We start from the raw sequence: 18,510 nt of genomic DNA on the forward strand, positions 1-18,510 counted from the left end.
GCTTACTTTATGTTGCGGACCGGAACACAGGCCGACCTTGTCGCCTGCTTGTTCTTGAGGTCCGGATTGGATCTTGTATTGCGAAAATGCAATTTCGTTAGGTAGTCAAGTCGCGCTTCGCACGACCAGCGCGGCAAGGGGTTATTCAAATCGTGGAAATAATAGGGCTTTGACGTCCCATCGGCTTCCACAAACCAAATCGCCACAGCGACAGCTTCATTTTGGTCGGCCTGCGCCGCCGTTACAGAGCTCGCCGCGCCGAGCATAACCAGTGCCACACATGCAGACTGAAGTTTCGTTGCCAAAATCACTCTCCCCCAATTTGGAGAGAGCTTAACTGCTGAGCTCGCGAAGTCCCAGACGAATAAGCTTTTCGGTCGCGGTATCGTCGCCTTCCTTTTGCACCACGCGTGCCACGGCAGCAGACGCCTGCTGGCTGGAATAGCCCAAATTGGTCAGCGCCGACACGGCGTCGGAAATATTGGTTGCGGCAACGCCTTCGCCAAGCGCGGCCTGCAAGCCCAGAGTGCCAGCATCGACAGCGCCAATGGCTGGAACCTTGCCCTTAAGTTCGGTCACAACACGCAGCGCCAGTTTGGGGCCAACACCATTGGCGCGCCCGATCATCGCCTTATCTTGCAGCGCCACAGCGCTCGAGAGTTCAGACGGCGTGAGGATCGACAGAATGGCCAAAGCCACGCGTGCACCCACGCCCTGCACGGAGGTGAGAAGATTGAACCAGCTCTTTTCAGCTTCGGTGGCAAAGCCATAAAGCCGGATCATGTCCTCGCGCACGATGGTCTCGATAAAGACCACACCAGCTTGGCCAACACTGGGCAATGACTGCAGCGTGCGGCCCGAGCAGAACACTTGGTAGCAAACACCACCGCAATCGATCAGGGCGTAATCATCACCAAAACTATCGACCAGACCTTTAAGCTTGCCGATCATGCATAGGCTCCCATGCGCATCGCTGAAACACGGTGGTGGGCGTGGCAAATTGCAATCGCCAAAGCGTCGGCTGCGTCCGCGCCCTTAAAAACAGCTGTCGGCATCAGAGTTTTGACCATGAGGCCAATCTGCGCCTTATCCGCGTGGCCCGTGCCGACAACGGATTTCTTGATGAGATTGGCGGCGTACTCTGCCACGGGCAGACCGCGCAAAGCAGGCGTCACCAAAACAACGCCGCGCGCTTGTCCAAGGATAAGCGCTGAGCGAGCGCCCGCACTCACGAATGTCTCTTCCACTGCGGCTTCATCTGGCTGATGAGCGTCCAATACGCCATTTAGCCCTTCGGACAAAAATGCCAGCCGGGAGGCCAGTTCGCCTGTTGTTGGCGGGGTGATCGTGCCACCAGCGACAAAGCGCAAACGATTGTCCTGCGCCTCGATAACGCCCCAGCCACAACGGCGGATGCCAGGGTCGATGCCGATGATTCGAACGGGAGTGCTCATGGATTACCTTGTAGTCAGCTTCGCGCAGCCTACCAAGGCTAAAGTGAACAAATTGGCAACAAACGATATACCAGTGGATGAATAAAGCTTTAACAATTCGGGCAAGCATTAATTGAGAAAGCCTCGCCTAGCGTCACGCGCATGCTTTTGGGGGCAAACGGCATGGACACACAGCGCGTTACCAACTGGCGACTTTCAGCTATTTTATATGCACGACAACGCCTCAAACGCGTTGCAAGCCACAGGAAATCTAGGCCATTTCATAGCTGGTCGAGCGTAACCCGTTGGAGCATTTTCGGCCCGGTTTGCTGCGTGGTCGTTTCGTGGATTGTGGTGGCTGTGTTCTTCTCGAGCGCAGAGCTCACATCCGATCTTTCGATCCGCCTGTTTGGCGCGGCGACCCTCTCCCCGCTGCTGGTGGGTCTGCCCTTATTCTACTTGTTCACAATGCGAATGCGCCAGCTGGCGGTCGAAAACCTTCGACTGGCGCGCTTGGCCAATACCGATAGCCTCACCGGCTGCCTGAACCGAGGTGCGTTCACGGAGCTAACGCAGGAGTTTCTCAGTGACCGCGAAGGCACGCCCAGTGGTGCCCTTCTCGTTATTGACGCCGATAATTTCAAAGCGATCAACGATGCCCATGGCCATGATCAGGGCGACATTGCCCTGACCCTTATTGCGGCGACGTTGCGCCGTATTGTACGCACCGGTGCGCTGGTCGGGCGGCTCGGCGGCGAGGAATTTGGCGTTTACTTACCGGGCGCCAATCGCATGAGCGCCTTTCTGGTGGCAGAACGCATTCGCCGCGGCATCCGCAGGGCGAGCTTTTCACCGCGAGGCGTGCCCTGTCCGCTCAGCGTGAGTATTGGGGGCGCAAGTTTCGCCGCACCAATCAGTTTTTCAGAACTGTTCCGCTGTGCTGATCAGGGGCTCTATGCGGCCAAAAAGGCCGGGCGCAATATGGTGGAAGTAGCGGCCGTTTCTTTGCCCCCGGCCCCTGTGCGCCGCGCATAAAAAAATCCCCGCGCGAGGCGGGGATTTCAAATTCGAAATGCTGCTCAATTAGACGAGCTTGGCAGCGTCTTCTTCGCTCATGTCAAAGTTCGAGTAGACGTTCTGAACGTCGTCATCTTCTTCGAGGGTCGCGATCAGCTTCATCAGGGTTGCACCCTTTTCAGCGTCAATCGGCGTACGGTTCTGAGGCTTCCAGACGGCCTTGACCGATTCAGCTTCGCCCAACACCTGCTCAAGCGCGGCCGAGACTTCGGCCATGCCTTCAAAGCTGGTGTAGATGTAGTGGCCTTCGTCGTCGCTCTCAACGTCATCGGCACCGGCCTCAATCGCCGCTTCCATGACCTTGTCTTCCGTACCGACTGCAGCCGGGTAGGTGATTTCGCCAACGCGATCGAACATGAAGCCGACCGAACCGGTTTCACCCAAGGCGCCACCGTTCTTGGAGAAGTACGAACGAACGTTCGAGGCCGTGCGGTTGCGGTTGTCAGTCAGCGCTTCAACGATGACGGCAACACCACCCGGGCCGTAGCCTTCATAGCGGATTTCGTCATAGTTCTCAGCGTCGCCACCGGACGCCTTTTTCACTGCGCGTTCGATATTGTCTTTTGGCATCGACTGCGAGCGCGCATTGGTGATGGCCAAACGCAGACGTGGGTTAAACGCTGGGTCAGGCTGACCCATCTTGGCCGCCACGGTGATTTCGCGGGCGAGCTTCGAAAATATCTTGGAGCGAATAGCATCGCTCTTGCCCTTGCGGTGCATAATGTTCTTGGCGTGGGAATGGCCAGCCATTCGTTACCTCGGCGAGAATTTGTAAAATCGGGCTGCTTATAGGGCCCGCGAGGGCAAAAATAAAGCGCCCGCCCCCGGTGTCACGGCAGCGAGCGCAGGTTTTTTAGGCCAAAAACAGTTTAGCCGGGGTCCTGCCTGTTCCAGATCGAATGATCGATCTTGCCATCGAGCTCAGGATAATCCGAGGCCTGGAAGGTTGGCACCTTCCCCGCTTTACGCTGATCGACATAGTCCTTGGTCAGTTTCGCAACAGTACCGGAGAGCAGAACAATGGCGATCAAATTGATGGTCGCCATCAGCCCCATGGATGCGTCGGCCGCATTAAAGACCATCGCCACGGTTTCAACAGAGCCCCAGATCACCATGCCCATAGCGGCCAAGCGCAGAACTGTAAGCGCAGGAAAATTGCCCAGCTTGAGGAAGGTCATGGCATTTTCGGCATAGGTGTAATTGCCGATGATGGAGGTGAAGGCGAAAAAGAAGATCGCAATGGCGATAAAGGCATTGCCGAACCCGCCGATGTGAACAGTCATGGCGGCCTGGGTCAGCGGTGTGCCAGTCAAATCGCTGCCCGGAACCATAACCCCGGAAAGCAGAATAAGCAGCGCAGTTGCAGTACACACCAGAATGGTATCGATGAATACGCCCAGCGCCTGCACGAAGCCCTGCGATGAAGGGTGGTGCGGGTCAGGCGTTGCAACGGCGGCGATATTGGGCGCAGAGCCCATGCCGGCCTCGTTGGAAAAAAGACCACGCTTCACACCGTTGAGCATCGCGCCCGCGATCCCGCCACCAGCAGCTTCAAGACCGAACGCGCTGCGGACAATGAGGCCGAGCATGTCGGGCACCTCGGTGATGTGCATGGCCACGACCCAAAGCGCGACCAGAAGATAGATACCGGCCATGATCGGCACGACCACTTGCGACACATAAGCGACGCCGCGAATACCGCCGAAAATCACGATGCCGGTTAGCACAGCCAGAGAAATGCCGACCCAGAGCTTATCGAAGCCGAATGCGCCCGCGGCCGCATCAGCAATTGAGTTGGCTTGAACGGCATTAAAGACCAGACCAAAGGCGAGGATCAGGCAGACCGAAAACAGAGCACCGGCCCACGGAGCTTTGAGGCCACGCGCGATATAAAACGCGGGCCCACCGCGATAATCGCCGTTCTGGTTTTTGATTTTATAGAGCTGGGCGAGCGTCGATTCAGAATAGGCCGTGGCCATGCCGAGGAGCGCAACCACCCACATCCAAAAGATAGCGCCGGGACCGCCAAGATAAAGAGCCACCGCGACACCGGCGAGGTTCCCCGTGCCAACACGGGATGCCAGTGAGGTGCAGAGGGCCTGAAAGGGTGTGATCCCGGCTTTGTCGTTGGCCTTTGAACCTACAACCGCTCGAAACATCTCACCGAAATGGACAAACTGCACGAACCGCAACCGGATCGTGAAGAATAACCCAACGGCAATTAGGCCATAAACGAGGACATAGCCCCAGAATATGTCGTTCAGAAAATTGATGATGGGATCAAGCATATCCCCATTTCCCCCGTTAACGAGCCGCTGGTTAAAGCCGACACAATCATCGAGGTAACGAGAACAGCGACTCACGGTTCCGTGAGTCGCTTATGCTAGTCTTTATGCAGGGAAGTCCGGCAATGCCTGAGCCAGTACGCCGCCAACCCGCAAAGGTGCAACGTAACGCGCCAGACCCGTCAGTGGGTCAGTCTCAACGGCGACGCCGCAGAGCGTGGCTTCACCATCTGCCGGAACAAATCGGCCAGTCGGTATGCCACTGAGGAACCGGTTCAACGGCTCCTCATAATCACTGCCGATAACAGAGTCGAAATCTCCGCACATGCCAGCGTCGGCCATCAGCGCCGTGCCGCCACGCAAAATGCGGTGGTCGGAGGTGGGGATATGGGTATGTGTGCCAACCACGAGGGTAGCACGACCATCCAAGAAATAGCCCATCGCCTGGATTTCCGACGTGGCCTCAGTGTGGAAGTCGACCAGAATAGCGTCGGCGACATGCCCGAGTGGCGCTTGCGCGATCGCCGCTTCAACAGCGCGGAATGGGTCATCGATCGGGGGCATAAATACGCGGCCGAGCGCATTGACCACCAAGACGCGATGCCCATTGCGGCCTTCGACCATCATTGCGCCGCGGCCCGGCGTGCCAGAGACATAATTGATCGGGCGCACCAAATTGGGTTCACGCTCGATATAAGAAAGCGCTTCACGCTGATCGAAAGCATGGTCGCCAAGCGTGACAATGTCCGCGCCCGCGTCACGCAATGCGTTGTAATGGCCCTCAGTGAGACCGCGCCCATGGCTGGCGTTCTCGCCGTTGATGACGACGAAATCGAATTTGTATTCTTGGATCAAGCCCGGCAGGCGTTCGGTTATGGCATCACGTCCGGCCTTACCCATCACGTCGCCAAGAAAAAGCAGTCTCATAAAGTGTCTCCGAACATGCGCAGGCCAGTCTCTGTAATGACGGCATCTAGCGGCACGTCGTGGTCCAAGCGAGGTATCTCATCGAGCTCTTGAACGGCGTAGGCCAATCCAATGAGCCGTGGCTTTTTAGGTAGGGACGCAAGCGTCCGGTCGTAATACCCACCGCCATATCCCAGACGCGTGCCTGTTTTGTCAAAGGCAACGAGCGGCAGCAATAGGACATCGGGTATCGCCCGTGGCGCAGTGCTCGGGGGCCCGAAGGTACCAAAACCGGCTTTTTCCAATGGAACATCAGGCTCCCAGAGCCTTAGATCGAGCGGCTGACCGGATGCCGCCACCACCGGCAAGATGACTTTTCCGCCCCGTTCTTTCAGCGCATTCAAGATCGGCAGGCAATCGAGCTCATCGCGCAGTGTCCAATACCCAGCGACAGTATCGGCGTCAGACATCAGCGATGATTGGAAAAAATGGGAGGCGACGGCCAAAGCGGCATCACGTCGATAGTCGGCACTCAGCGCCGCGCGGGCAAGGTATGCTTCGTGCCGCAGGTCTGACTTGATCTCATCAACGCTCAGCTGCGCCATCAAACCTCAGATATTTGTGCCGCCCAGGCCGTGGGAATTGCGATCCCGGGAACCTACTTACGTAGGTGGGCGCCGTATGTCCAAGCCCACGGGCCTGGTCAGGGACAGCTCCCTTAGGATCGATTAAGGCCCCGGGGATTCTGTGTCCTCACGCGCCGGGCAGCGCTTACACATATAGGCGCTTCCGGCACCGCTGCAAAGGCCACCATCGCGCTTTCAACGAGGTTGATCGCTCAATTCGCAACTGGCGCAGTTTGCTCGAGAACGCTGGCGATGCTCTCGATCGTCCGTGAGGCTTCATCGAGCTTCTGGGTAAACTTACGCTCGGTCTGCTCAAGCTCTTCGGCAATGCCTTGCCCGGCCTCGGTCAAAAGCGCCACTTGCTCTTCAAGAGCGGCGATGCGTTTTTCCGCTTCCGTCAATTCATCCATGACGGCAATGCCTGCCATGACCGTTAGACGGGTATCCCCGATTTCGCCGACGGCACCCTTGAGCGCTTCAACCTCAGCGTCAAAACGCTCGGCAAGGCGCATCAAATGCCCCTGTTGACCTGCTTCACAAGCCATACGGTACTTGCGGCCATTAATTTCAACATTGACCTCGGGCACTCAACTCTCCGTTTTTTGGAGCACGGACCGCACGGTTTCCATGGCTTCGACGAGACGACGCGACACTTCGTGTGCACCGTCATCCAGACGCTTCGCCTTTGCTGCCGTTTTATCGAGCTCAGTGGCAAGCCGCGCGCGTTCATGCACGAGCCTTTGCGTGTCCACTTCCATGCGCTGACGTCTCTGGATACGCCCATTAAGGTCGCGCAGACTGGTTTCCAGTCTTTCTATTGCCCGGTTGAAACGGGCGTCGGCTGCTTGCAGCCCTTCTTGAAGTTCCGTCTCACTCATTGCCGGTACTGCCCTTTAGGCGCATCGTTTCGAGCACATAAACTTGGCCCACCCTACCCGGCATTGCAACCGAGTCGCCATCCATACCCCCTTATTTTGCAAGAAGAGGCGAACGTATTGCCCTAATGCCGACATTGACAGCCTAAGGGAACCTGTTATGGCTCAAAACCGCCTTGGGAGGGTGACATTTGCGCGCCCACTCCCACGTTTTCAGCCTTTTGAAAGAGCGGTCCGCCCCATGACGAACACAGCCCAGCAGAACGAATTGGCCAATGCCATCCGGTCTCTCTCCATGGATGCCGTCGAGAAAGCTAATTCTGGTCACCCAGGCCTTCCCATGGGCTGCGCGGATATCGCAACCGTGCTGTTCACAAAAATCATGAAGTTCGACGCTGCGGCGCCCCACTGGGCAGATCGCGATCGCTTCATTCTTTCGGCCGGTCACGGCTCGATGCTGCTCTACTCTTCGCTCTACCTTCTGGGCTATGAAGACATGACCATCGACCAGGTCAAGAACTTCCGCCAGATCGGCGCCAAGACCGCCGGTCACCCAGAATACGGTCACGCTACCGGCATCGAAACCACCACTGGCCCACTCGGCGCTGGTATCGGCAATTCGGTTGGTTTCGCTGTTGCAGAAGCCAAGCTCGCGGCCGAATTCGGCTCCGACCTTGTCAACCACTACACCTATGTTCTTGCTGGTGACGGCTGCCTCATGGAAGGCATCTCCCAAGAAGCAATTTCCCTTGCTGGCCACCTCAAGCTCAACAAGCTGATCGTCATCTGGGACAATAACAGCATCACCATCGATGGCGCAGTGTCCAACGCTTGCTCCACCGATCAAATCGCGCGTTTCCAGGCTTCGGGCTGGAACACCATCGAAATCGACGGCCACGACCAGGCAGCTATTGAAGCGGCTCTGCTCGAAGCGAAGAAGTCGACCGATAAGCCAACCATGATCGCTGCCAAGACCGTCATCGGTCGCGGCGCGCCAAAGAAGGCGGGCACCGAAAAGGTTCACGGCGCTCCACTTGGCGCTGAAGAACTCGCTGGCGCAAAGGCCGCACTCGGCATCGACTACCCAGCCTTTGAAATCCCTGCTCATATCCTCGACACGTGGCGCGCCGCTGGCCAGCGCGGTGCAAATATCCGTGGCGATTGGGAAGCGACCCTTGCCGCCTCCGCGCACAAGGCCGAGTTCACCCGCCGTATGTCGGGCAAGCTCCCAACCGGTCTGGACGCAGCCTTCGCCGCCTACAAGCAGAAGCTCGCTGAAGACAAGCCAAAGGTCGCCAGCCGCAAGGCTTCGCAGATGGCTCTCGAAGTCGTCACCAAGAACGTGCCGGAAATTCTGGCGGGTTCGGCTGACTTGACCCACTCGAACCTCACCAATACCCCGGACACCGTGCCGTTCCAGGCGAACAACCGCTCTGGCAACTACATGATGTACGGTATCCGCGAGCACGAAATGGGTGCAGCCATGAACGGCGTTACCCTTCATGGCGGCCTGATCCCATACGGCGGCACCTTCATGGTGTTCACCGACTATGCCCGCCCAGCGATCCGCCTCGCTGCGCTGATGGAAATCCGTTCGATCTACGTCATGACCCACGACTCGATCGGTCTTGGCGAAGACGGCCCAACGCACCAGCCAGTGGAGCACCTGACCGCTCTGCGCGCGATCCCGAACCTCTACGTTTTCCGTCCAGCTGACGCGATGGAAACTGCAGAATGCTGGGAAATCGCTCTGGCGTCGCAGAAGACGCCGTCCATCCTCGCGCTGTCGCGCCAGAACCTGCCGGCGCTGCGCACCGAATATTCGGTTGAGAACAAGTCGGCTAAGGGCGCATACACTATCCTCGGCGATGCCAATGCAGACGCTGTCATCTTCGCGACCGGCTCGGAAGTAGCCATCGCTGTAGAAGCGCAGAAGGAGCTGACCGCACAGGGCATTTCCGCTCGCGTCGTCTCGGTTCCGTCCATGGAACTCTTCAACAAGCAGTCTGATGCCTACAAGGCTGAAGTGATCGGTTCGGCTAAGGCACGCGTTGCTGTGGAAGCTGGCATTGAAATGAGCTGGAACAAGCTCCTTGGCGACAAGGGCCGCTTTGTTGGCATGAGCTCGTTCGGTGCTTCTGGCCCAATCGATGCGCTCTATGCCCACTTTGGCATTACGCCGAAGGCCGTTGTTGAAGCCGTCACCGCGCAGTTGTAACAGATCGGGACCTCCCTCCCAATCTTCCTTCTTTGGAGTTTAAAACTATGGCAGTTCGCGTCGCCATCAATGGCTTTGGTCGTATTGGCCGTAACGTTTTGCGCGCTATCATCGAGTCGGGCCGTACCGACATCGAAGTCGTAGCGATCAATGACTTGGGCCCTGTAGAAACCAATGCTCACCTGCTGCGCTTTGACAGCGTGCACGGTCGCTTCCCTCATGAAGTGAAGGTGGATGGCGACACCATCGACGTTGGTCGTGGCCCAATCAAGGTCACCGCAGAGCGCGATCCAGCGAACCTGCCGCACGCCGCAATGGGCGTCGACATCGCTCTTGAGTGCACCGGTATCTTTACCTCGAAGGAAAAGGCATCGGCTCACCTCAAGGCCGGCGCGAAGAAGGTGATCATCTCGGCTCCGGGCGACGGCGCTGACAAGACCATCGTTTACGGCATTAACCACGCCAGCCTGACCAAGGATGACGTGGTGATCTCGAACGCATCGTGCACCACCAACTGCCTAGCACCAGTCGCCTATGTGCTGCACAAGGAATTCGGCATCGAGAAGGGGATGATGACCACCATCCACTCCTACACCGGTGACCAGCCGACCCTCGACACCATGCACAAGGATCTCTATCGCGGCCGCGCAGCTGCGCTCTCGCAGATCCCAACCTCGACCGGCGCTGCTAAGGCTATCGGTCTGGTTCTGCCAGAACTCGCTGGTAAGCTCGACGGTGTTTCGGTCCGTGTACCGACCCCGAACGTATCCTGCGTCGACTTCAAGTTCATCGCGTCGCGCAATGTAACCGCTGAAGAAATCAACGCTGCGATCAAGAAGTACGCCGATGGCGAACTCAAGGGCGTTCTCGGCTACACCGAAGTTCCAAACGTCTCGATCGACTTCAACCACGATCCGCACTCCTCGACCATGGCTCTGGATCAGACCAAGGTACTGGGCGGCAACTTCGTGTCGATCCTGTCCTGGTACGACAACGAGTGGGGCTTCTCCAACCGTATGTCCGACACCGCAGTGGCACTGGCAAAGACCCTCTAAGGATCTTCCAGACAAACTGTTTAAGGGCGTCCCTCGGGGCGCCCTTTTTTTGTTTGAGCGCCACCGGGTGACAAAATGAGAACCCCCGTGCCATCCTCACCCAGAGGGACAGGACGATGACGCTCAATCGCACGATTGCTTGGAAAGGGCTTGAGCTTGATACGCTCGAACATGCCCACGTGATTTTCAACGGACGCGACACCCGCATTCGCGGTACGATTATTGGCCCCGACTTTGGCCTGTTTTATCGGCTCGACATTGACGGTGCAGCGCGTGTTCGTGCCGCAAAAATCGAACACACCAATGGCGGCGTGCTAGAGCTTTTCTCAGACGGCCTCGGCAATTGGAGCGACAATCGCGCCGAGCCCATCGCCGCGCTCAAAGGATGTCTCGATCTCGACATCTGGCCCACCCCGATGACCAATTCCCTTCCCCTCTGGCGGCTGGAGCCGGAGGTGGGCGTGGCTCAGCGCCTAGCCCTCGTCTATATTGACGCCACAGACCTCAGCTTTAGCCGTGTCGAGCAGATCTACACCAAGCTCTCCGACACAGCTGCGCGCTTTCAATCTGCCCAGATCGACGTTGAAATCACCCTCGATGCAGATGGTTTGGTGGTGAACTATCCGGGCTTGTTCAAATCGATAGACTAGTGTGCATGTTTCGCCCTTCCGCCAAACGTGCCACTCTGCTACCCAGCGGCCACACACTCGGAGCAGCACCATGAGCGATAGTTTCAAGACCCTGGATGAACTCGATCTGACCGGCAAGCGCGTGCTGCTGCGAGGCGATCTCAACGTTCCGGTTGCAGACGGCAAGGTCACAGATGCGACCCGTATCGAACGTCTGGTCCCGACCATCCGCGAAATCGTCAAGCGCGATGGCAAGGCTATCATCCTCTCCCACTTCGGCCGTCCGAAGGGCAAGGTTGATCCTGAATTCTCGCTTGAGCAGGTCTGTGAAGCTGTTGCCAATGTCACCAAGCTTCCAGTTGGCTTCATTGCTACCGATTGGATCGATGTGTCTGAAGCCGGTGCCGCGATCGACGACGCGCCGGAAGGCTGCGTCCTGATCCTGGAAAACACCCGCTTCCACCCAGGCGAAGAAGAAAACGACGTTGAACTGGCCGAACGCATGGCCAGCCTTGGCGATGTTTATGTCAATGACGCCTTCTCGGCTGCGCACCGCGCCCACGCCTCGACCGAAGCCCTAGCGCGCCTCCTGCCCGCTGCGGCCGGTCTTGCGATGCAGGCCGAGCTTGAAGCGCTTGAAGCCGGTCTCGGCAAGCCAAAGAAACCGGTCGTTGCCATTGTTGGCGGCGCTAAGGTGTCTTCCAAGATCGACCTGCTGGAAAACCTCGTTTCCAAGGTGGATGCCCTCGTTATCGGCGGCGGCATGGCCAACACCTTCCTTTACGCACAGGGTCTGGGCGTTGGTAAGTCGCTTTGCGAAAAGGACCTTGCCGATACCGCCCGTCGCATCATGGAAAAGGCCGACAAGGCCAATTGCGCCATCATTCTGCCTATCGACGCCGTCGTCGCTTGGGAGTTCAAGGCAAACACGAAAACCATGCTGTATGGGGTCGATGCCATTGCTAACGACGGCATGATCCTCGACATCGGCCCGTCCTCGGTTGAGCGCATCAATGCAGCTATCGACGACGCCAAAACCGTCATCTGGAACGGCCCAGTGGGCGCGTTTGAAATCGAGCCCTTCGATACAGCAACAGTCGCTATCGCCAAACATGTCGCCAAGCGCACTCATGACGGCCACTTGGTCTCAGTTGGTGGTGGCGGTGACACGGTCTCCGCGCTTGCCCACGCTGGCGTCAAGGATCAGCTGACCTATGTCTCGACCGCTGGCGGCGCCTTCCTTGAATGGATGGAAGGCAAGCCTTTGCCAGGCGTCGAAGCGCTCAAGAAGTAAGAATTTAGGCCGGGATCACTCCCGGCCTTTTTCTTTTGATTGTTAGAACGTCATCGTCGCCGGATCGAAGCCGATGCGCCCTCCAGCGTCGTCTAGGGCGTTGATGGCTGCCATCGCTTCGGCATCAAGCGCAAAGTCGAACACGGCAAAATTCTCAATAATGCGGCTCGCTGTCACCGATTTCGGGATGACATTGAGGCCGCTGTCCAAATGCCAGCGGATAATGATCTGCGCAGGGGTTTTGCCATACCGCTTGGCGATTTCCGCAATCACCGGATTATCAAGCTGCTGACCTTGTCCCAATGGACTCCAGCTCTGAGTAATGATGCCAAGCTTCTCGTGAAGAGCCCGCAGTTCACGCTGTTGGAACTTTGGGTGTAGCTCGATCTGGTTGATCACCGGCACGACGCCAGTGGCATCAATGATCTCGTTCAAAAAGCCAGTCGTAAAATTCGACACACCTATGGAGCGCGCCTTACCCGTCTTTTGGATATCGATGAGCGCCTTCCAGCTCTCAACATACTTGCCGCGAAAGGCTGACGGGGCATGGATAAGATAGAGGTCGACATAGTCGGTGCCCAGTCTGTCTAGGCTCGCATCGAGCGCGCGAAACGCACTGTCATAACCTTGGTCCTCATTCCAGAGCTTGGTGGTCAGAAAGATATCCTTTCGCTCCACCCCGCTTTGGCGCATGCCTTCACCAACGCCATTTTCATTGCCGTAGATGGCCGCCGTGTCGATATGACGGTATCCAGAGCGCAGAGCCGTGGCGACAGCATCCACAGCCACATCATCGGGGGTTTTCCACACGCCCAGTCCAATCTGGGGAATGGTGTAGCCGTCGTGGAAAGTCTGGGCCGGTGCAGTGGTCATTTGGATCCCTCGATGCGCGTCTTTCATCTCGACGAGAGATGTAGTGTTTTGCCACGCCATCGCAAGGCCAACGCTCACTACCATACTAGATTAGCCTTTCGTCTAATAACCACAGGTCTAATCGAAAGCAGAAGTCCAAAAGTCTAATGTCGCCTCAAGTTCCCAACTGAGGTGCACACGATGACGAAGTCCCTTAACGCGATTGCGCAGAAACTTATGACGCCCGGACAGGGCATTCTTGCTGCCGACGAGAGCGAAGGCACTATCGGCAAGCGTTTTTCAAAGATTAACCTGCCGAATACTCTCGAAATGCGCCGCGACTACCGCGAAATGCTCTTTGGCGCTTCCGATGCCATGCGCAACTATATTTCCGGTATCATCCTCACCGAAGAAACTCTCAAGCAAGAAGCGGCAGACGGCACACCGTTCCGCGCCATTCTCGCTGATGGCGACGTTATCCCGGGCATCAAGGTCGACCGCGGCGCATTCCCAATGCCCGGTGAGTCTGGCGAAAAGATCACAGAAGGTCTGGATGGCCTGCGTCAGCGCCTTGAAGAATACGCCAAGCTCGGCGCCGGTTTCGCCAAGTGGCGCGCTGTGATCACCATCAATGACATCGCCCCAACCCGCAACAACATCCGCGCTAACGCCCACGCGCTGGCCCGCTATGCCGTGCTCTGCCAAGAAGCTGGCATCGTGCCAATCGTTGAACCAGAAGTGGTTGGCGATGGCGAACCGGGCAACCACTCGCTGGAGCGCTGCGCTCAGGTCACTGGCGACGTACTCGAAAACGTCTTCAAGGAACTCCGCCTTGCCGGCGTTGATCTCGCAGGCATGCTGCTCAAGCCAAACATGATCCTGCCGGGCATCAACTCCCGTGACCGCCCAAGCGTGGAAGAAGTTGCAAAGCGCACTGTTGAAGTGCTGCGCGACCACGTTCCTGCGGCTGTTCCCGGCATTGCCTTCCTTTCCGGCGGCCAGACCGACGAAGAAGCAACAGCCCACCTCTCTGCCATGAACCAGATCAGTGGCAAGCCTTGGCCAATGACCTTCTCCTACGGCCGTGCTTTGCAGAACGTTGCACTGCGCACTTGGTCAGGCCGTCGTGAGAACTTCATGGCAGCGCGTACCGCTTTTGCACACCGCGCCCACATGAACTCGCTCGCTGCACTGGGTCAGTGGAATAACGCTGTAGATCGCGCAGCTTAACGCTCCGCATCACTGTGGATTTGGGCGCGCGTCGACTGGATCGATCCGCGCCTTATTTATTGCACCATTGCGCCAACCCGTTCTCATCCCCTATGTGAGACATGCCGCGCATTGCTAAAATCGCAATGAAGGCAACAATGCTTTGCAGTATCGGAAATGCCCATGGCGCCGCAGCTCTATCTCATCACCCCGGCCAATCCGGATGTCGCCCAGTTTCCGCGCCAGCTGATGGCTGTGCTGACCGGCCCCGAAATTGCAGCCATTTTGGTGCAGCGCGGCACCCTTTCTGACGCTGATTATGCCAAGTTCGTTGCCAGCCTCGTTCAGGTCGGACAAGCAGCAGGCGCAGCTGTTCTGGTCGAAAACGACGCCAAGCTCGCTAAAAAGCTCGACGCCGATGGCGTGCATATTTCGACCGGGGACGTTGAAGACATTGAGGAAGCAATCAAGCTCCTCAAGCCTCAGGGCATTGTTGGCGCCGGACACATCCGCTCGCGCCACGACGCCATGAGCTTTGGCGAAATGGACGTCGACTATGTCTTCTTTGGCCCGATTGGCGACAAAGCCGACCCACAAGCCGCTGAACTCAGCGCTTGGTGGGCAGAAGCTTTTGAGGTTCCCGCTGTTTTTTCGAACCCGAGTGCAGAGGCGGGCGATGCTGCCGCAACTTTGGCGGAATTTATTGCAGTGTCTGATAGCGTTTGGTCCGCTGCTGATCCTGCAGCGGCTTTGGCTGCTATTGATCGTGCCCTTCGGGAGACAGAATGATCCGCACATCGCGCCTTTTCGCCTTAGCGCTGCTCGCCCTGCCCCTCCCCGCTTTCGCGCAGGATGCAGAACCGGCTGAGCCAGCGCAGGCCCCTGTTGCTGAAGAGGCCGCACCACCGGCCTCTCCCATGCCCGGCGCGATTGAGATCAATAACTCCATCTTCGGCTCCACGCGCGAACCCGACTATGCCTATGGCGCGTTCCAGCGCGGCTATTATCTAACCGCTCTCGAACTTGCCCTACCACGCGCTGAAAAGGGCGATGGCGCAGCGCAAACGCTCATTGCTGAAATTTACTCCAAAGGCCTAGGCGTAGCACAGAATGCTGAGCGCGCTCGCGGCTGGTATGAACTCGCGTCCCGCTCGGGCGACCGCCTCGCGACGTTTGAGCTCGGCATGCTGTACCAACAGGGAATCGGTGTTGAGAAAGATCGCGCCAAGGCCGCCGAACTGTTCAAAATGGCTGCGGACGCTGGTTATGCTCCCGCCAAATATAATATGGCGCTCTTGCATGTTGAGGGCATTTACGCCGAACCCAACATGAGCAAAGCGGCTGGTCTTATGAAAGAGGCCGCCGACGCTGAACTGCCCGAAGCCTTTTATGATTATGGCACCATGCTCATCGAAGGCGTTGGCGTTCTGCCCAATGCAGTTGAGGGCGCAGAGTTCATCAAGCGCGCAGCAGAAGAGAATCTCGTTTCGGCCCAGATCGACTACGCGACCCTGCTCTATCTCGGTCAGGGCGTTGATCGCGATCTTGAAGAAGCAGCGCGCTGGTACGGACGCGCCGCCGATAGCGGCAGCGCTGTAGCACAGAACCGCTACGCCAAGCTCCTTGCCGTTGGTGAAGGAATATCACTCGATCTTGAAGAGGCGGCGATGTGGCGCTCTTTGGCGCGCCGCCAGGGCTTTACGGACCCTTCATTGGACCGCCTGCTTGTGTCGATCCGCCCAGAGGCTTTGGCACGGGCTGAGGAGCGCGCACGCTTCTGGCCATTGCCCGCGCCGAGTTCAACCGCCAGCGCCACTGTTGAGGCTATCGAGCCCATTGGTGAAGTTTTACCCACCACTCTTGATCCCGAAAATGCACCAAGCCTCGTGGTCGATCCGACGGTCGAGGATGAACAAGCTGCGCCGGGACAAGATGATGCGGGCCAAGACCCTTGAACCGCGCCCCGTTCTGAGGCAATAAGCCCGCCACACATTTATTTTGCGGCGGAGCTTTTCTCCTTCTGCACTGGTTCCATCCACACGGGCCCGATGCATATAATCCGCATGAGCTAGCGAGCAAATCCGATATGGCGCGTTCCGCCCTTCTAAACGTTATGGTCAGCGCGGCCATTAAAGCCGGTAAATCCCTCACCCGCGACTTCAACGAAGTCGAAAATCTGCAGGTATCCCGCAAGGGCCCAGCGGACTTCGTTTCCAAGGCCGACCTTCGCGCCGAACAGATCATCTATGATGAACTGCGCAAAGCCCGCCCATCCTATGCCTTCCTGATGGAAGAAGGTGGCGAAGTTGCAGGTACCGACGGCCAGCACACTTGGATCGTTGACCCGCTCGATGGCACAACCAACTTCCTACACGGCATCCCACTGTTCGCAGTCGCAATCGCGCTGCAGCGCGGCGACGATATTGTCGCCTCGGTGATCTACAACCCAGTGCTCGACGAACTCTACACCGCCGAAAAGGGTGGTGGCGCATGGCTTGCTGATAAGAAGCGCCTGCGCGTTGGCGCGCGTCGCCACCTTGCTGACGCTGTCGTCTCGACTGGCATCAAGACTCAGGGCACCTCTAACGACGTTCTCCAGATCAAGCAGGTCGCATCGATCAATGCTGCCGTTGCTGGCATTCGCCGCTCCGGCTCGATCTGCGTTGACATGGCTTGGCTCGCAGCAGGTCGTTTCGACGCCCTCTGGGAAGCTGGCCTTAAGCCATGGGACGTGGCTCCGGGTCTCCTGCTCGTCAAGGAAGCCGGTGGCGTTGTTTCGGACTACGCCGGTCAGCCTGGTTCGGTTGCCAACGGTCAGCTCGTGGCTGGCAACGAAACCCTGCAGCCACTGCTGCTCAAGGCTCTGCGCCCAATCCACTAAGTTTAGCCAAACTGATTTTCTGCCCTCGCCCAGCGTTCTAGCGCTCGGCGGGGGCTTTGTTTGTGCGGGTCACGAAATCTGGTTTGTGGATTGAGAAATCCTTAACCTTACGAGTTGTCACGCATCGCTAGCCCCTCTAGTCTTTGCCATGCCTGATTTGCGGCGTAAGGGGCGTGAATGTCGATGAGCCAAGGATATGATCCCTATCACCTAGCAAGCCCGGGTGTGTATCTGGTCAAGATCGTGATCTTCCTGATCCTAGTGGGCTTGGTTGCCGCCATTCTGGCCGGGCAAATCATCAGCTTCTTCTGGGCAAACCCGTTCATCAACTCGATGATCTTTTTTGCTCTCGCAATCGGCATTTTCCTAAGCTTCCGTCAGGTCATCCGCCTCTTCCCAGAAGTGAAGTGGGTGAACTCGCTTCAAGACGGCACACAGGCCAATGTGCGTACGCCAGTACTGCTCGCTCCTGTGGCAGGGTTGCTGCGCGAACGCATTGGCGACGCGGTTATCACGCCGTCGTCCATGCGCTCCATCTTGGATTCGGTGGGAAATCGCCTCGATGAGGCCAAAGACACCTCACGCTATTTGACGGGTCTTCTGGTCTTTCTGGGGCTGATGGGCACGTTTTACGGCCTCTTAGAAACCGTCAGCTCCGTTGCTGGCGTTATCAATGCTCTCGATGTGACCTCCGCAGACAGCGCCTCGCTCTTTTCCAACCTCAAGGAGGGCCTCGCCGCTCCTCTCGGCGGCATGGGCACGGCGTTCTCGTCCTCGCTCTTTGGCCTTGCAGGATCGCTGATCCTCGGCTTTCTCGATCTTCAAACCAGTCAGGCTCAGAACGCCTTCTACACCGACCTGGAAGACTGGATGACCTCCATGACCGAGTTGGATCACCCTGTTTCGGCCATGCAGGCCAATGCGGGCGGCCCGGACATGCAGGCCATGTTCGATAAGCTTGGCGCCAATATGCAGAACGCCAATTCCTCGCAAAACGCCATTCGCGCCATGGCCGAACTGGCGCGCGGTATTGATGGCCTCGTCAAGCACATCCGCACCGAGCAAGACGATTTGCGCGCCCATATCCTGGAGCAAGGCGAAACCAACAAGAAGCTGCGCGATTTGTTGGAAGCCATGACCAAAGAGCTCGACAACGAGCGGCGGAACTAA

20 protein-coding genes and 1 other RNA gene are annotated in these 18,510 nt (G+C 57.6%); 10 read left to right on the forward strand and 11 right to left on the reverse strand.

Annotated elements, in window-relative coordinates; genetic code table 11:
• Positions 1–2: 2 nt before the first annotated feature.
• The 3 genes from HKD40_RS11950 to ruvC are packed head-to-tail and all read right to left on the reverse strand — an operon-like array spanning position 3 to position 1,454.
• A complete protein-coding gene (locus HKD40_RS11950) occupies positions 3–305 on the reverse strand; it encodes a hypothetical protein (RefSeq protein ID WP_169195998.1) in 303 nt (100 codons plus the stop codon).
• A gap of 28 nt (positions 306–333) precedes the next feature.
• Entirely contained in the window at positions 334–951 is a 618-nt protein-coding gene (gene ruvA, locus HKD40_RS11955; protein ID WP_169195999.1) for a Holliday junction branch migration protein RuvA, read from the reverse strand.
• On the reverse strand, positions 948–1,454 hold the full coding sequence (gene ruvC / locus HKD40_RS11960; protein ID WP_169196000.1) for a crossover junction endodeoxyribonuclease RuvC: 507 nt from the start codon (positions 1,452–1,454) through the stop codon (positions 948–950). The genes ruvA and ruvC overlap by 4 nt, the downstream gene beginning before the upstream one ends.
• Before the next feature lie 312 nt (positions 1,455–1,766).
• Here ruvC and HKD40_RS11965 point away from each other — a divergent pair, with 312 nt between their 5' ends.
• Positions 1,767–2,468, forward strand: a complete 702-nt coding sequence (locus HKD40_RS11965) for a GGDEF domain-containing protein (protein ID WP_169196001.1) — start codon at positions 1,767–1,769, stop codon at positions 2,466–2,468.
• A 48-nt stretch (positions 2,469–2,516) separates the two neighbouring features.
• On the opposite strand, the gene HKD40_RS11970 is transcribed toward HKD40_RS11965, so the two are convergent.
• From HKD40_RS11970 to HKD40_RS12000, 7 genes are all read right to left on the reverse strand, one after another.
• A complete protein-coding gene (locus HKD40_RS11970) occupies positions 2,517–3,260 on the reverse strand; it encodes a YebC/PmpR family DNA-binding transcriptional regulator (protein ID WP_169196002.1) in 744 nt (247 codons plus the stop codon).
• A 119-nt stretch (positions 3,261–3,379) separates the two neighbouring features.
• Positions 3,380–4,798 carry a sodium:alanine symporter family protein gene (locus tag HKD40_RS11975; protein ID WP_169196003.1) on the reverse strand — a complete coding sequence of 473 codons (1,419 nt, stop codon included), beginning with the start codon at positions 4,796–4,798 and terminating at the stop codon, positions 3,380–3,382.
• 102 nt (positions 4,799–4,900) lie between these two features.
• Complete coding sequence (locus HKD40_RS11980; RefSeq protein WP_169196004.1) at positions 4,901–5,722, reverse strand: TIGR00282 family metallophosphoesterase; 822 nt, start codon at positions 5,720–5,722, stop codon at positions 4,901–4,903.
• Positions 5,719–6,306 (reverse strand): 5-formyltetrahydrofolate cyclo-ligase, encoded by a 588-nt coding sequence (locus HKD40_RS11985; RefSeq protein ID WP_169196005.1) that lies wholly within the window; start codon positions 6,304–6,306, stop codon positions 5,719–5,721. Before HKD40_RS11985 ends, HKD40_RS11980 begins: the two co-directional genes overlap by 4 nt.
• A 12-nt stretch (positions 6,307–6,318) precedes the next feature.
• Positions 6,319–6,475: non-coding RNA, 6S RNA (gene ssrS, locus HKD40_RS11990), on the reverse strand.
• 64 nt (positions 6,476–6,539) lie between these two features.
• Positions 6,540–6,914 (reverse strand): cell division protein ZapA, encoded by a 375-nt coding sequence (gene zapA / locus HKD40_RS11995; RefSeq protein WP_169196006.1) that lies wholly within the window; start codon positions 6,912–6,914, stop codon positions 6,540–6,542.
• Positions 6,915–7,205, reverse strand: coding sequence for a DUF4164 family protein (locus HKD40_RS12000; RefSeq protein ID WP_169196007.1), 291 nt, complete (start codon positions 7,203–7,205; stop codon positions 6,915–6,917).
• 238 nt (positions 7,206–7,443) lie between these two features.
• Here HKD40_RS12000 and tkt point away from each other — a divergent pair, with 238 nt between their 5' ends.
• The 4 genes from tkt (at position 7,444) to HKD40_RS12020 (ending at position 12,398) form a co-directional block, all read left to right on the forward strand.
• Entirely contained in the window at positions 7,444–9,420 is a 1,977-nt protein-coding gene (gene tkt / locus HKD40_RS12005) for a transketolase (RefSeq protein ID WP_169196008.1), read from the forward strand.
• A gap of 47 nt (positions 9,421–9,467) precedes the next feature.
• Positions 9,468–10,475: a type I glyceraldehyde-3-phosphate dehydrogenase gene (gene gap, locus HKD40_RS12010; protein WP_169196009.1), complete on the forward strand. Its 1,008-nt coding sequence runs from the start codon at positions 9,468–9,470 to the stop codon at positions 10,473–10,475.
• A 116-nt stretch (positions 10,476–10,591) separates the two neighbouring features.
• A complete protein-coding gene (locus tag HKD40_RS12015; RefSeq protein ID WP_169196010.1) occupies positions 10,592–11,125 on the forward strand; it encodes a putative glycolipid-binding domain-containing protein in 534 nt (177 codons plus the stop codon).
• Positions 11,126–11,195: 70 nt separating this feature from the next.
• Positions 11,196–12,398 (forward strand): phosphoglycerate kinase, encoded by a 1,203-nt coding sequence (locus HKD40_RS12020; RefSeq protein ID WP_169196011.1) that lies wholly within the window; start codon positions 11,196–11,198, stop codon positions 12,396–12,398.
• Positions 12,399–12,440: 42 nt separating this feature from the next.
• Here the strand turns inward: HKD40_RS12020 and HKD40_RS12025 are convergent, their stop codons facing one another.
• Entirely contained in the window at positions 12,441–13,271 is an 831-nt protein-coding gene (locus tag HKD40_RS12025) for an aldo/keto reductase (RefSeq protein WP_169196012.1), read from the reverse strand.
• 180 nt (positions 13,272–13,451) lie between these two features.
• On the opposite strand from HKD40_RS12025, the gene HKD40_RS12030 reads away from it, so the two are divergent.
• The 5 genes from HKD40_RS12030 (at position 13,452) to HKD40_RS12050 (ending at position 18,510) form a co-directional block, all read left to right on the forward strand.
• A complete protein-coding gene (locus HKD40_RS12030; RefSeq protein ID WP_169196013.1) occupies positions 13,452–14,480 on the forward strand; it encodes a class I fructose-bisphosphate aldolase in 1,029 nt (342 codons plus the stop codon).
• 162 nt (positions 14,481–14,642) lie between these two features.
• Complete coding sequence (locus HKD40_RS12035) at positions 14,643–15,248, forward strand: thiamine phosphate synthase (RefSeq protein ID WP_169196014.1); 606 nt, start codon at positions 14,643–14,645, stop codon at positions 15,246–15,248.
• Positions 15,245–16,414, forward strand: a complete 1,170-nt coding sequence (locus tag HKD40_RS12040; RefSeq protein WP_169196015.1) for a tetratricopeptide repeat protein — start codon at positions 15,245–15,247, stop codon at positions 16,412–16,414. The genes HKD40_RS12035 and HKD40_RS12040 overlap by 4 nt, the downstream gene beginning before the upstream one ends.
• Positions 16,415–16,545: 131 nt before the next feature.
• On the forward strand, positions 16,546–17,340 hold the full coding sequence (locus tag HKD40_RS12045) for an inositol monophosphatase family protein (RefSeq protein WP_169196016.1): 795 nt from the start codon (positions 16,546–16,548) through the stop codon (positions 17,338–17,340).
• 183 nt (positions 17,341–17,523) lie between these two features.
• On the forward strand, positions 17,524–18,510 hold the full coding sequence (locus HKD40_RS12050; RefSeq protein WP_169196017.1) for a flagellar motor protein MotA: 987 nt from the start codon (positions 17,524–17,526) through the stop codon (positions 18,508–18,510).

The organism is Devosia sp. MC1541, assembly GCF_012847305.1.
Lineage (GTDB): Bacteria > Pseudomonadota > Alphaproteobacteria > Rhizobiales > Devosiaceae > Devosia.

What these genes read in the sequence shown, in the direction of transcription:
- HKD40_RS12030 (WP_169196013.1), top strand. Translation starts at nt 13,452, where the DNA reads ATGACGAAGTCCCTTAACGCGATTGCGCAGAAACTTATGACGCCCGGA.
- ruvA (WP_169195999.1), bottom strand. Translation starts at nt 951, where the DNA reads ATGATCGGCAAGCTTAAAGGTCTGGTCGATAGTTTTGGTGATGATTAC.
- gap (WP_169196009.1), top strand. Translation starts at nt 9,468, where the DNA reads ATGGCAGTTCGCGTCGCCATCAATGGCTTTGGTCGTATTGGCCGTAAC.
- HKD40_RS11970 (WP_169196002.1), bottom strand. Translation starts at nt 3,260, where the DNA reads ATGGCTGGCCATTCCCACGCCAAGAACATTATGCACCGCAAGGGCAAG.
- HKD40_RS12015 (WP_169196010.1), top strand. Translation starts at nt 10,592, where the DNA reads ATGACGCTCAATCGCACGATTGCTTGGAAAGGGCTTGAGCTTGATACG.
- HKD40_RS12050 (WP_169196017.1), top strand. Translation starts at nt 17,524, where the DNA reads ATGAGCCAAGGATATGATCCCTATCACCTAGCAAGCCCGGGTGTGTAT.
- HKD40_RS12045 (WP_169196016.1), top strand. Translation starts at nt 16,546, where the DNA reads ATGGCGCGTTCCGCCCTTCTAAACGTTATGGTCAGCGCGGCCATTAAA.
- HKD40_RS12040 (WP_169196015.1), top strand. Translation starts at nt 15,245, where the DNA reads ATGATCCGCACATCGCGCCTTTTCGCCTTAGCGCTGCTCGCCCTGCCC.
- HKD40_RS11975 (WP_169196003.1), bottom strand. Translation starts at nt 4,798, where the DNA reads ATGCTTGATCCCATCATCAATTTTCTGAACGACATATTCTGGGGCTAT.
- HKD40_RS12020 (WP_169196011.1), top strand. Translation starts at nt 11,196, where the DNA reads ATGAGCGATAGTTTCAAGACCCTGGATGAACTCGATCTGACCGGCAAG.
- HKD40_RS12000 (WP_169196007.1), bottom strand. Translation starts at nt 7,205, where the DNA reads ATGAGTGAGACGGAACTTCAAGAAGGGCTGCAAGCAGCCGACGCCCGT.
- HKD40_RS11980 (WP_169196004.1), bottom strand. Translation starts at nt 5,722, where the DNA reads ATGAGACTGCTTTTTCTTGGCGACGTGATGGGTAAGGCCGGACGTGAT.
- HKD40_RS12035 (WP_169196014.1), top strand. Translation starts at nt 14,643, where the DNA reads ATGGCGCCGCAGCTCTATCTCATCACCCCGGCCAATCCGGATGTCGCC.
- ruvC (WP_169196000.1), bottom strand. Translation starts at nt 1,454, where the DNA reads ATGAGCACTCCCGTTCGAATCATCGGCATCGACCCTGGCATCCGCCGT.
- tkt (WP_169196008.1), top strand. Translation starts at nt 7,444, where the DNA reads ATGACGAACACAGCCCAGCAGAACGAATTGGCCAATGCCATCCGGTCT.
- HKD40_RS11985 (WP_169196005.1), bottom strand. Translation starts at nt 6,306, where the DNA reads ATGGCGCAGCTGAGCGTTGATGAGATCAAGTCAGACCTGCGGCACGAA.
- HKD40_RS12025 (WP_169196012.1), bottom strand. Translation starts at nt 13,271, where the DNA reads ATGACCACTGCACCGGCCCAGACTTTCCACGACGGCTACACCATTCCC.